Origin of the sequence: Allocoleopsis sp., assembly GCF_036703385.1 — a bacterium.
In the GTDB taxonomy this organism is placed as follows: Bacteria; Cyanobacteriota; Cyanobacteriia; order Cyanobacteriales; family Coleofasciculaceae; genus Allocoleopsis.
In genome coordinates this window covers 1-12,050 of record NZ_DATNPA010000003.1, presented here as the reverse complement: position 1 = coordinate 12,050, position 12,050 = coordinate 1, and the positions used below count along the sequence as shown (strand labels likewise).

Annotated in this window: 12 protein-coding genes; 2 read left to right on the top strand and 10 right to left on the bottom strand. The window is 48.8% G+C overall.

Features of this window, described 5'->3' with window-relative positions:
- The coding region (locus tag V6C93_RS00135) for a serine/threonine-protein kinase (protein ID WP_333474608.1) at positions 1–1,860 on the top strand (1,860 nt) is incomplete at its 5' end.
- A 1-nt stretch (position 1,861) separates the two neighbouring features.
- Here V6C93_RS00135 and V6C93_RS00130 read toward each other — a convergent pair.
- The 3 genes from V6C93_RS00130 to V6C93_RS00120 form a co-directional block, all read right to left on the bottom strand.
- On the bottom strand, positions 1,862–2,152 hold the full coding sequence (locus tag V6C93_RS00130) for a TMEM165/GDT1 family protein (protein ID WP_349262571.1): 291 nt from the start codon (positions 2,150–2,152) through the stop codon (positions 1,862–1,864).
- Between the two features lie 255 nt (positions 2,153–2,407).
- Positions 2,408–2,893 carry a TMEM165/GDT1 family protein gene (locus tag V6C93_RS00125; protein WP_333474606.1) on the bottom strand — a complete coding sequence of 162 codons (486 nt, stop codon included), beginning with the start codon at positions 2,891–2,893 and terminating at the stop codon, positions 2,408–2,410.
- Positions 2,894–3,020: 127 nt separating this feature from the next.
- Positions 3,021–3,371, bottom strand: coding sequence for a YkgJ family cysteine cluster protein (locus V6C93_RS00120; protein ID WP_333474605.1), 351 nt, complete (start codon positions 3,369–3,371; stop codon positions 3,021–3,023).
- 195 nt (positions 3,372–3,566) lie between these two features.
- Between V6C93_RS00120 and psb30 the strand changes: the two genes are divergently transcribed.
- Positions 3,567–3,692 (top strand): photosystem II reaction center protein Ycf12/Psb30, encoded by a 126-nt coding sequence (gene psb30 / locus V6C93_RS00115; RefSeq protein WP_333474604.1) that lies wholly within the window; start codon positions 3,567–3,569, stop codon positions 3,690–3,692.
- Between the two features lie 129 nt (positions 3,693–3,821).
- Here psb30 and recJ read toward each other — a convergent pair whose 3' ends face one another.
- The 7 genes from recJ to V6C93_RS00080 all read right to left on the bottom strand — a co-directional run.
- The gene (gene recJ, locus V6C93_RS00110) at positions 3,822–5,828 is read right to left on the bottom strand and encodes a single-stranded-DNA-specific exonuclease RecJ (protein ID WP_333474603.1); all 2,007 of its coding nucleotides are present in this window, start codon (positions 5,826–5,828) and stop codon (positions 3,822–3,824) included.
- 143 nt (positions 5,829–5,971) lie between these two features.
- Positions 5,972–6,730, bottom strand: coding sequence for a hypothetical protein (locus tag V6C93_RS00105; protein WP_333474602.1), 759 nt, complete (start codon positions 6,728–6,730; stop codon positions 5,972–5,974).
- Positions 6,731–6,975: 245 nt separating this feature from the next.
- Positions 6,976–7,767, bottom strand: a complete 792-nt coding sequence (locus V6C93_RS00100) for a serine/threonine protein kinase (protein WP_349262570.1) — start codon at positions 7,765–7,767, stop codon at positions 6,976–6,978.
- Positions 7,768–7,923: 156 nt separating this feature from the next.
- Complete coding sequence (locus V6C93_RS00095; RefSeq protein WP_414644086.1) at positions 7,924–8,658, bottom strand: phosphatase PAP2 family protein; 735 nt, start codon at positions 8,656–8,658, stop codon at positions 7,924–7,926.
- 26 nt (positions 8,659–8,684) lie between these two features.
- On the bottom strand, positions 8,685–9,044 hold the full coding sequence (locus V6C93_RS00090) for a DUF4087 domain-containing protein (protein ID WP_333474599.1): 360 nt from the start codon (positions 9,042–9,044) through the stop codon (positions 8,685–8,687).
- A 220-nt stretch (positions 9,045–9,264) separates the two neighbouring features.
- Complete coding sequence (locus V6C93_RS00085; protein ID WP_333474598.1) at positions 9,265–9,690, bottom strand: ester cyclase; 426 nt, start codon at positions 9,688–9,690, stop codon at positions 9,265–9,267.
- Between the two features lie 237 nt (positions 9,691–9,927).
- Positions 9,928–12,050 (bottom strand): FUSC family protein (locus V6C93_RS00080; RefSeq protein ID WP_333474597.1); only part of this gene is annotated, 2,123 nt, incomplete at its 5' end.

Genomic DNA, 12,050 nt, shown 5'->3' with positions numbered 1-12,050 from the left:
CACTGCCTGGTGATGGAGAAAATCGAAGGCATCAGCTTAGAAGAATGGCAGCGTCAAAATCAACCGCTTTCCCAATCTCAAACCCTAAACTGGCTAAAACAGCTAATTGAAATTTTATATCAAGTCCACCAGCAACTCTATTTTCACCGCGACATTAAGCCTTCTAACATCATCCTCACTCCCACAGGGCAACTGGTGCTGATTAATTTTGGCAGTGCAAAAGCAGCCAGCGACACTTACCTGCTGACAGCGAGTGGTGAGCAGGATGTTAGGAGCCTAACCTCTCCAGGCTACACCCCGATCGAGCAAGCGAAGGGTAAAGCCGTGCCTCAATCCGATTTCTTTGCTGTAGGGCGAACCTTTGTCTATCTGCTTACAGGTAAATCGCCCAATGACTTTGCTGAAGATCCGCGCACCGGGGAATTGCTCTGGCAGCACCAAGCCCCCCAGGTTTCCAAGTCGGTGACCGATTTAATTGATGACTTAATGGCTCCATTCCCCGACAATCGACCGCACAATGCCCAAATCATCTTACAGCGCATCGCGGCGATCGATCGCACCTGGCAACCCCCTGATTTACCCCAGCAGACTCCTGAATTTGCTAACTCTCTGGTTGGTTTACGACTGCAATCGTGGGTACGTCACCAAAATGCATCAACGACGAGGTGCAAAAAACTGTTGACCAAAGTAGTCAAACCGAAAAATCTCTTCCTTGCCACTACTTTTTTCGGCTCTTTGGGAGTAGCAGGAATGCTGATGTATGGGGACTTAACTTCTCTGAATAGTCAGCCATTAATCGCATCCTCGAATAATCGGTTATCACTTTCGCCAGGATTAGAAACGTCCTCTCCCAAGCAGGTTCCTCTACCGCCGCCAAACCTGTCCACGGATGATGTGGCCTCTGGGGCGCGGCATATTAGCGAAGCCAGTCAAAAGTTAGAACCTGTCACCAGCATTGACACCGGAGCATTACACGGAGTAAATACCGTCGCTGTTAGCCCAAATGGGAAGATAATCGCCAGTGGCAGTCGAGATGGAATGCTCCAACTCTGGAATCTGAGCAAAAATAGAACCGGTACAGCTCCCACCTCAGGACGCACCTTAGGAGAAGATTTATATGGAGAAAATGCCGTCGCTTTTAGCCCAGATGGCAGAACCTTAGCCAGTGGTAGCGATGACCATACGATTAAAATTTGGGACATTGGCAAGGGTCAGTTGCTGCATACCCTCAAGGGACATTCTGCCTGGGTATCTGACTTGGTTTTCAGTCCAGATGGCAAAACATTAATGACTAGCAGCTTTGACCGTACCATCAAAGTCTGGGACTTGGGCAACGCAGCCAATCACCAACCTGTTGAGAAACGCACCCTCAAAGGACATACAGCTTGGATTTTCGCCATTGCCCTGAGTCGAGATGGTAAAACTCTAGCCAGTTGTAGCTTTGACAATACGATTAAAATTTGGGATTTGGATAAGGGGGAAGTCCGTCAGAGTCTCAAAGGCAATTCTAACCGGGCGTTTGCTCTCGCCATCAGTGCGGACGGGGAAACCTTGGCGAGTGGTCATGGAGACGGGACAATTCAACTGTGGCATTTGAGCACAGGTCAACTCACTAAAACGCTGAAGGCTCATCGGGATTGGGTTCGCTCTCTTGCCATCAGTCCGGATGGAAACATCCTAGCTAGTGGCAGTGGCAGTCAGGATAAAACCGTCAAAATCTGGAATCTGAGTTCAGGTAAACTCTTAGGAACACTCAAAGGCCATGCCGACGATGTGCGTTCCGTGGCCTTTAGCTCAGATAGTAGCACTCTAGTCAGTGGCAGTTTTGACAACACCATTAAAATTTGGCAAATCCCTTAGTTTACTGCTCCTCAGGACTCGTGGTTGAAGGCCAAAGTAGGCGTAAAGCCATCAGGGCAAAGCCAACTGCTGCGATCGCCTTTAGTATACGAGGTGGGAACAGTTGAGCGACTCCTTCTCCCGCCAGCACTCCGATCAAGCTAGCCAATAGCAGTGCCGCGACTGAGCCAAAAAACACAGCACGGGGTGATTTTTGGCTACCCCCTAGTGCGATCGCAGCAAGTTGGCTTTTATCTCCAATTTCTGCCAAAAATACCGTTATGAAACTCAGTCCTAGAAGTTGCCAGTCCATAATATGGGTTGAAGGTTGAAGGTTGAAGGTTGCAGGTTGAAGGCTGGATAATTGAAGGTTGCAGGTTGAAGGTTGGATAATTGAAGGTTGCAGGTTGAAGGTTGTAGCAGTCGCCGAGGCAGTTAGGACTCTCGCCAAATACGGAAAGCTTGACCAATCAATCTTTGCCTTCTGCCTTCTGCCTTCTGCCTCCTCACTCTCATCTCCGGTGCCTTTTCCTATAAAGGTTGAAGGTGCCGACTTTCAACAGGCTCTCTAAAAATGCACAACATCCCACAGCAGCATAGCGGAAATGAAGAGTAACAGCGCTCCGGCTGAGGTTTCTAGCGTTTTAGGAGATAGGCGTGTTGCCAGAAAGCGCCCAATAAGTACACCTAACAAACTAGTTGCAATCAATGCGATCGCTGCACCCAGGAACACAACCCAAGGAGCCTCAGATTGAGCGCTCATGAGTAGAGTGGCTAGCTGGGTTTTGTCTCCCATCTCGGCCAAAAAAATTGTGAAGAACGTTGAGGCAAAGATGCCCCATTTTCCCACCTTGGCGGCTTTGGCTGCCTGAGGCAACTTCTGAGGTCTTACCAAGGAATCAACGGTTGACTCAATCACCGTGGCAACCTCAGAAGTACGATAATCCGAAGACCTCGCCACAGTGGCGCGATCGCTAGTTTTTGAGGTGGGTTCGCTCAACGTTTGAGGTTCTGATACGACGAGATCGATTACAGGCAGAGAAGAGAGTTTCACGGGCTGTCGGAATTAAGGGGTGTCAACTTTCATTTTCTTTTCATTATCTTCTCAAAACTTTACGGGAAATAGCAAGTCTGCGCCGCTTCTCCTGAGATAGAGCAACCGTCAAAACCCATACCCTGACTTAAATCCCGACCTCTCGGTCAAATCTCAACATTTCCAAACTGCGATCGCCATAAACACCTTCAATCTGCTGGCGGCAGCAGTCAATTGCAAAATCATTTAACTCCTCTGGTTCTATACCATACATCTGTTCAAATGCACCCGCTTCCACCCGACAGAAGCGAGGCCGATTTGAGTAAACGCGGCATTCACGGGTGGCATGGTCAAAATTGACACACCATCCCCCTTCACCCACCAGACTCAGATACAGTTCTAGATCTTCTGGAGAAAGATAAGTCTCCAAGTCGGGACGTTCGGCGGGGTCAAGATGACAGCACGCACCACATTGCTTTACACAACACCAAGTTGCCATTACCGTAAAAAAAGGCTACAGTTCCATGTTCATCCAGCTTAACGAGTTTTGCTTCGGGCAGATGCCGTATCGTTTTTGTTGCGTATTATAACTTTTTGTTAACTTCCTTAAAAATATGAGGGGTTTACCGAGTAGAATCTAAGCGAGAATTTTTATTTGCGCGATTGAATTGCTTGGGTCAATTCGGGAGGAAAAATGGATTTAAGCTTTTTGGGTAATGTTAATTGGGAAGTCATTGCTCAGCTGACTATGTTAGCAGCAGTTGTTCTGGCTGGCCCCATCGTTATTTTTGCTCTGGCTGCTCTTAAGGGCGATCTGTAATCAGGTTGCAGGTTGATAGGTTGACAGGTTACAGGTTGAAGGTTGCAGGTTGAAAGTTATGAGAGTTTTAAACCTACCCTCCAGTAATGCCTATGACTAACAACTTTCAACCTTCTAACTTTTTAACGCTCAAGTAAGTTCTAAAGCACGAGTTGCTGCTTTAATCAACTGATAATAATGAGGTTGTGTAACATCAACCTCTTTTGCGTCTTCTCTGGTAAGTCCTAAAAGCCCGATTCGTTGTCCCTTCTGAATCGCAAGGACTTTTCCTTCAGAATTTCTAATCCTTAGCTCGTTTAAAGAATCTGACAGACTGCAAGTGTAGCGACGCTCGTTGTGATAAAACTCCGCTTTCTTAGTTGCAGAGATGGGAGAGGTAGCTAAACGAATGCCGACTAATTCCAACTCAATAGCTGTGTTGCCATTCCAGGTATTTTCTTTCAGTTTGTAGGCGATATCGACTCGCGACGGTAGAGGAAAGTATTCGCCCCAACGCCATGCAAGTGCTGTGATTTGAACGGGTTGATTGTCTTGACTAAACGTCAGTTTAAGGTGACCCTTGCCGATGATTCTTTGCTCAACAACCTTAACATTGGGTGTCCAGAAAATAGGGTCAGGATTGCCAATTCCGCAGGGGTGGAAAGCATCCATTTGGTGGAAGAGTTGGGACGTAAGCTCAGTGAAGTTAGCTTGGGCGTCAATGGTAACGAGTGGCTTGAGGTGTTCGGGTTGCAAACACTGATGAGCAAATTGGCTGAGAGATTTGCGAAGTGCTTCTAGGTTTTTAGCCTGTAAGGAAAAGCCGCCCGCTGCTTTATGTCCGCCAAACTTTCCTAAGTAATCTTTGCAAAATTCTAATGCTTCAAAGACATGGAATTCTGGGATACCTCGTGCTGAACCGCGAATATGTTCCTTGTCTTCATCTTCATAGGTGCCGATGAAGACGGGTACACCGTAGCGTTCCACGAGACGAGAGGCAACGATGCCAATTACACCGTGATGCCAATCGGGTTGAACAATCACTAATACACGCTCTTGTTGTAAATTGAGCTGACTCTGTTCGATGAATGCGATCGCCTCTTGCTCAATTTGTTCACACAATTGCTGACGCTTTTGGTTGATTTGTTCGCACTGCATCGCCCGTTCCAGCGCTACGCCTGGTTCGGTTGTGGTGAGGAGTTCAATGACTATCTGAGGGTCAGCTAAACGACCGATCGCATTAATTCTAGGGCCTAGCTTAAAGCCAATATCTTCCGGTTTGAGCGCTTTTTGGTCTTCACTCACTCCCGACATTTGAATTAATGCCTGAATCCCTGCCAATTGGGAATGAGGTAACAACTGTAATCCTCGCCTTAACCAGCGCCGATTGATGCCCGTTAAGGGGGCTAAATCCGCAATGGTTCCCAGTGTAAACAGTTCTAATAGCTGCTTAGTTAAGCCTTGAATTTGCCCCAGTTGTTGCGCAAGAGTGACGGCTAAAATATAAGCCACGCCGACACCCGCCAGTCCGCGATAAGGGGAGGATTCATCGAGCTGTTTCGGGTTCAGGATGGCATCCGCTTCCGGCAGTTCGGGGGGCAAGTCGTGGTGGTCAGTAATAATGATGGTTATGCCCAGTTCTACGGCTCGTGTGATCGCTTCATGAGCAGAAATCCCATTATCGACGGTTAGAATTAGCGCAACGCCTTCTTCTGCAAATTCCTCGACAATGCGCGTATTGATGCCGTAGCCATCTTTCATGCGGCTGGGAATGGCGTAGTCTACATCTGCTCCTAACCAACGCAATGCCCGAAGTAACAAGGCAGTGCTAGTCATCCCATCCGCATCATAGTCTCCACAGATGGCTATTTTTTCTTCATTGGCGATCGCTTCTTGCAGCATTTCTACACTAATCGCCAAATCGGGAAATTCATCAATGGGTGCAGGCATAGCTTGAGATTCTGGCTTGAGAAACACCTGTGCCTCTTCTGGCGTCTCCATCCCCCGATTTATGAGTACCTGAGCCAACAGGGGTGACAGTCCTGTTGCTTCGGCAAGTTGTGCAGCTTGTTCTGCCTTTAGTGGTGCAATTTGCCAGCGCTGATCGGGCAATTGTTGACGGCGTCCGGATGGTTCGGGGTTGGTTCTGCTCAGCACGCTTAGTTGAGGGAATTGATTTTAGGCTACGGATAGATAGTCTACTTTACCTGACCACTGGAAGGATATAGCAGCCCTAAGGGGTGAAATGTGCGCGGGTGGAAATGCTGTGAAACTTCATCTCATCTGATGGGTTCGTAAATTTAGCCGCCTAGTTTGCTGAGGACAAAGGCGGCGAGGAACCCAAAGACGGTAATTAAGCCAGCAAAGTCATGTGCTTGCTCGAAGGCTTCAGGAATCATAGTGTCTGACAACATAGCGAGAATCGCGCCAGCGGCTACGGCAGTGGTTGCGGCAATAATTTCTACAGACAAGTGGCTAAAAAGAGCATAGCCTAGAAGTGCTGCCACACCAGATATAACAGCGATCGCTCCCCATACGCCAAAGATATAACCAATTGAGCGACCTGCTTTTTTCATGCCTGCGGCGCTAGAGAGTCCTTCCGGAACGTTCGAGAGGAAGACTGCTGCCACAGTTACCCAGCTCACGCTTCCTCCCTCAATCATGCTGACGCCGATCACAATTGACTCTGGAATCCCATCGAGCAGTGCGCCAACTGCGATCGCGAGTCCACTCCCACTCGCCTCATCTTCTGATGGTTGTTGCTTTCCAGAACGCTTGCGATGTTTAGCTCCCTGATGAGCTAGGTACCAATTAGCCGCTGTATAGACAGCAGCACCACCAATAAAGCCGATCGCTGTTGAGTCGAAACCCCCGCGTTTATAAGCCTCATCCATTAGCTCAAATGCTAGTGCTGAGATCAACACACCAGCACCAAATGCCATGATAGCTGCGATCGCACGTTGGGGAATTCGGACAAAGTAGCCCAATCCTGCTCCCAATAGCAGTGCTGAACCACCGACTAAACCCCAGAATCCCGCTTGTAACCACAATGGAAACATTAGATGTTTCACCTGCCAATTATTAAGGATGAAGGTGATAACCCAGACACTGTGATCGCTGTCCTTGACCAATCATTTTTTTGACTGGTTATCTTACACTCAAGAATTAACAGTTACTGTTTCCTCTGCCTTCTACCAGAAGAGTCAAATATCACCTCTTCATAAGCTCTCTTAAGGAACTCATAAATTACCTATTACCAGAGATCGTGGAATGCTGTCTCGCCTTGGAGTGGTAGCCGCATTAATCACCGTTGGCAGTCTTTTCCGTACAAAGTCTTGTGAGAGCCATCTGGGAAATAGCGCACACATCCGTTGGCTCGTCTCGAATGAATGTAGATTGGAGTAGTTACCAACGCGATCGCTACGCTAACTCCGATCGCGAGCACTACTCGCTTCCGTTGGGAAACAAAGCGGTAGCCTTTGCGGACGACATCCAGGGCTTTGTAAGGTACCCGTAATCGCAGCGGCGACATCACAGGTCGGTATACCCAGAAGTAAGCCCTCTTCAGGTTATCCCACTTATGGCAGGCATCTTCGTGCAGGAAGTCTGAAATGTCCACGACCAATCCCCTGCCTTCGTCCATCATGACGTTACGAGCGTGAACATCATGAGGACGGAGTCCACGCTGACGAGCATAGTCCAATGCTCGGTCAATGTCTCGGATTACCTGCACCGGAATCCTCACTCCTTGGTTAATGCAGTCGTACAGAGTTACTCCATACAGCCGCTTCAGGACAAGGAAATTCTCTCCGGCATATAGACATTCCGAGAACGCCGGGTGGGAACCCAGGCGGCGGTAGACCTCCAGCTCTTCCTCGAAACCTTGCCGACCCGGTGCATAAATCTTCACCACCTCACTTGGGTAGTCGGGATAAGAAAAAACCGCTGCGTAGTTTCCTGCTCCGATCATCTGCCAAGGTTCGGGGAGGTGAAGGACTTCCACCGGATCGTTGGGCGCAATGCTTTCGAGCTGGAGCTTGGAGAGTAGCTCTTTGTCGATACTCTCGATTAGCCGATTCAAATACGACCCATCCATACTGGTTGCGAGAGCGAAGGTTAAGAAAGCCGCTGAGCTTGCAGTTTTAGCGGTTCTCATGTAATAGCGCGATTTTAACAAAGCTGGGGCATCAATAGCTGTCAATATTAGTGTTAGTCAATAAAAGTTGAAACTGAGTAGTTTCCACTGCTGTTGTCAATTGTGTCGCTTGCTGGCGACTTGTTCCTTCTCCTCTATCGTTAGCTTCTCCTCACTCACTACACTGGGTTGGAATAGACGAGGTTTAAGGACTAAACTAACTCCAATTGCCCAAGCCAGTGCTGTCATCCATCCCGCCAAGATGTCGCTGGGAAAGTGAACGCCCAAGTACAACCGCGTCCAAGCGATCGCAATTATGAAGGCGCTGCCCAGCGAGAGTATCAACCCGCACCAGCGCGTCCCCCACGTCAAAATGACCAGAGCCGCCACAAACGTCATACTTGCCATTGCATGTCCGCTGGGAAAGGAGTAACTCGATTTATGAGATAGTGATTCCCACAAGCTGGGGCGAACCCGATGCAGGAATTCCTTCGCCTGCATTTCAAGCAGCCGACTGCCCAATAGGGTAACAAGCCAATAGGCTAGCGATCGCCATTGTCGCCGATAGAGCAAGACCAACGAAATAACCGCTGCCACTGGCAATACTCCTTTGAACCCTCCCAACTTCGTGAGCGTTACAGCAATTTGATCGAGTTGCGGGGTAGCTGTGGCATGAATCGACAGCAAAATAGATTTATCCCAAGAGAAGCCACCTTCATTACGCCAGACGACTGCGGCTAGCTGTTCAAAGACTAGCAACGGTAAGCCAACACCGAGCAGTAGCAACAGTAAGGTGCGCCAGTGGGCAATTAGTAGCTGCTGGATAAATTTGAGAAAAGAGAGCGATCGCATTACTAAGCTATTAAGGTTCGCTACCACTAAGGGGTTTTCGGTAAATTTGGATCTTGGCGACAAGTTCTTAGTGACAATTGTTTACCACTTTGAATGCTAATAATTCGCTTTTGTTTTCTGTCTGTTGAAACACGTAAACAAGCACAGGTATATCCATAATTACCATTGGTTCTGACATATTCTCTGTCGCCAATCGGGGGTATATTGTCCATTCCTCTAGCTTGATATCCTCCTTGCGCTGAGATAGTCCAAGTGCCATCTCTGTCTGTTAGCCACCAATTTGCAGGTGTGGGATTTTGTAACCATCCACATCTATTTTCAGTCGCGTTAGCAGGAAGAGCTAAGATAGAAAGACCTAAAAGAAGGATAGGTATAATTGTATTCATGCAGGTTAGAGATGAGCGCGCTTAGGGTGAACGAAGCAAGTCACAAATCAAGAAGTTACGACTATGAACCATCAAATCCTGCCATTTAAATAACTCTTTGATTGTTTGAAATGGTCTACTTCCACGATCCAAAGTTATATCCAACTGTTTCGCAAGGAAGCAAAGCTTACCGAGAGTTCCTCTATATTCACCTTTTGAACTATCGAACCTACCTCCACTGCTACTGCTCAAACTTTCCTGGCTCAATCCGTGCCCCAAGCTGAAGAATCCGTCCGAGATCGTCAGCGTTTCGCCAAGTTTCAAGTATCTTCCCGTCAGCAATCCAATGAATGAACGTAGCTGTGAACGTCTGCCGCTGACCGCGACCGGGTATGCCAAGGAAACTCTCCTGAACGCAGGTGTTGCTGGCACGCACGACTACTTTATCACCCTCAGCAATTACGTCTTCAATCGTCCATTTCTGCTCGATAGAACCCATTGTGCGAAAGAGTTCGCGAACCCCGTCCGGTCCAGGGATAAGCTCTGGCGGACCACCGTGCATTCTCCAAGTTGGAGCAGTCATCTCGCAGATATCCTCAATCTTGTGTTCGTTTATGAGTTCAAACCACCGCTGAGCAATTATTTTGTTGTCCTCGATAGAAGACATCGCTGCCCCTCCTAAGAGTGAGATTAGAAACTGAATGCCACACACCCATGCAAACCCTAACAGCTAGCTTCCCCGATCGCTTATGAATTTTGCAACACAGCCAATCAAGTAATCCTCCGTTCCGGTACAAGCATTTTACTTCAGCCACTCTGGAGAATCCGTTGCGCTCGAACTGCTTGAATGCCTCGCGATCAATAGGAGGGTAACTCGTCATTTCTGGTCAAGCCTTTGGTGTTGTCAACTTAAACAGTCTGGGTTGAGATTAGTAGATTCATTCTTGCCTTGCAGCCGAGCGATCGCACTATGAAGACTGGTGATTTCCTGGGCAATTCGATCCAGTTCTGTGGAAATGGGAGTGCGTTCTCGAATGGCTTGCAGTGTGGGTGTTGCGGTGCCTGGATTGGAGGCAAACTCGGATGCTCGCTCGGCATGAAGTCGTTCAACATGGTCGCGAATCGCTTCCAGATAAGAATCGAAGTCTGGTAATGGTCGGGGTGGCTGTCGCTGTTGCAAGGCATCGGCTAAGTTTTCCAAAACTAGAACAATCGCGTCGGCGAATTGCTTGAGATCGGGACATTGGTACTCTCCACTCAATTCCCGGCGGTGTTCTGCCAGAGTTGTGACCGAATTAAAAAAGCGGCGAAGATAGAGTATCAGCGTTGCGATCGGTTCAACGTCTCCTTGGACATGGCGGGGTTCGCTAAACAAGCGTTGAGCTGCTGCTGCTGCGTTAGCATTCTCCAGTGCAGCCTGACGGCGCTCTTTGGCGAGTAACTCAGCTGACGAATCTTGGTTTGGATTGAGATAGTTAGCGCTCGCTTGCTGAAAGTAAGCAAGAGTGGCTCGAATCGTCGTTGCTAATTGAGCAGGAAGTTGCTGCCGTTCCCAGCGAGGGAATAACAGATAGCTGCCGAGTAGCGCTAATAAGCCTCCAGCCAAGCTATCAACAATCCGCAGAACTCCAATCTGCCACCCACCGTGACTCGTCACATTGACGAGCAAGATGATAGCGGGAGTGAATAGCGTAGTGAACAGGCTGAAGCTTAGGGGTCGCACTGCCACCGCCGTGACGATGATCAGGAGGAGACACCCCCCGATCGCCCATGAATTGTGAATGAGCGTAACGATCGCAATGCCAATGATGCCTCCTAAAACCGTGCCTAACACTCGCTGTAGGGTAGTTTGAGAGGTTCCGCCATAGTTGGGCTTCAAGGCAACCACGGCAGTTAAGGTAATCCAGTAGCCTGTGGAAATGTGCAATATCGAAGCAAGCACTTCTGCGATCGTCGCAACTATCGCCAGCCGCAGCGCATGACGAAAGAGGACGGAATGAAACGTGAGATTATCTCGTATGGGTTCAAGGATTGAAGAAAGTGCTGGTAGCCTTGGACGGGTAAGCGCTGGCTTAGTGATTCTTCGCGCATCGGGTCGTTGCAAGGCTGCAATCAGCTCCGCATCTGAACGAACCTGTTCTGCTAGCCGTCTAAGGGTAGCGGCAATCTTGCTAAGGCTGATTAATTCTGGATAGTCCTCTGCCCGAACAGCAATGGTTCGGTTATTCAATTGAGTGCGTAGGACTTGCTCCCGATGTTCTAGGGCTTCGATCGCCCGATTTAGATCGTCTAGATGAACAGAGGTGTTTCCGTTTGCGATCGCCTTTGGCACTGCGCTTCGCGCAATCGCCTTTGACATCCGTTGTAGAGCAGAAGCCAACTGTTCCATCCCCTGCTGGATTTCTCGCTGCACCTGCTCAAATAACCAATGGTCTGATGAAATCGACAATTGTTCGACCAGTGCCACAACGGAATTTGCAATTTGGGGTGTATCCTCAATTAAGATCAGCAACTGGTTTCCCCGTAGATTGGCGGTTCTTTGAGGCGTCCACACAGCCGACCAGACGCTACGGGCAGCAGTTAAAGCCAGAGTAAAATTATCCTGGGCTTGTAAGAAGCGGGTTGCCCATGCATTGCGATCGCTTGGATTGGCGGCTCTTTCACCTGCCGATGCAACCAACTGGCTCAATGTGCCATAACAATTGGCGACGGATTGGAGAACAGGGGTGTAAGGGCGCAGTACCCATAGTCCGGCGGAAACCACGACTGACCACATCCCACCAGCTAAGCAAAACGCACATTGCTGAAGCACCGTAGACCAATCGGGAAATGCGGCAAATTTTGCCAGTGCGACAATAAACATGATCGACGTAGTCAGGCTGATGGATGACGATGCTTGCCCAAATAGACTGACAAAGCCTGCAATAAACATCACCAGAAACATCGTTAGAGCCGATAGCCAAAGGGTGCCGTGAACCAGATTGGCAAGGAACAGCATAGCTGTAATGCTGATCGCTGCTGCAATCT

Bases quoted from the DNA above. Each gene is read 5' to 3' on its own strand.
- V6C93_RS00130 (WP_349262571.1), bottom strand. From the start codon at position 2,152: ATGGACTGGCAACTTCTAGGACTGAGTTTCATAACGGTATTTTTGGCA.
- V6C93_RS00105 (WP_333474602.1), bottom strand. From the start codon at position 6,730: ATGTTTCCATTGTGGTTACAAGCGGGATTCTGGGGTTTAGTCGGTGGT.
- psb30 (WP_333474604.1), top strand. From the start codon at position 3,567: ATGGATTTAAGCTTTTTGGGTAATGTTAATTGGGAAGTCATTGCTCAG.
- V6C93_RS00085 (WP_333474598.1), bottom strand. From the start codon at position 9,690: ATGTCTTCTATCGAGGACAACAAAATAATTGCTCAGCGGTGGTTTGAA.
- V6C93_RS00095 (WP_414644086.1), bottom strand. From the start codon at position 8,658: ATGCGATCGCTCTCTTTTCTCAAATTTATCCAGCAGCTACTAATTGCC.
- V6C93_RS00090 (WP_333474599.1), bottom strand. From the start codon at position 9,044: ATGAATACAATTATACCTATCCTTCTTTTAGGTCTTTCTATCTTAGCT.
- V6C93_RS00100 (WP_349262570.1), bottom strand. From the start codon at position 7,767: ATGGATGGGTCGTATTTGAATCGGCTAATCGAGAGTATCGACAAAGAG.
- V6C93_RS00120 (WP_333474605.1), bottom strand. From the start codon at position 3,371: ATGGCAACTTGGTGTTGTGTAAAGCAATGTGGTGCGTGCTGTCATCTT.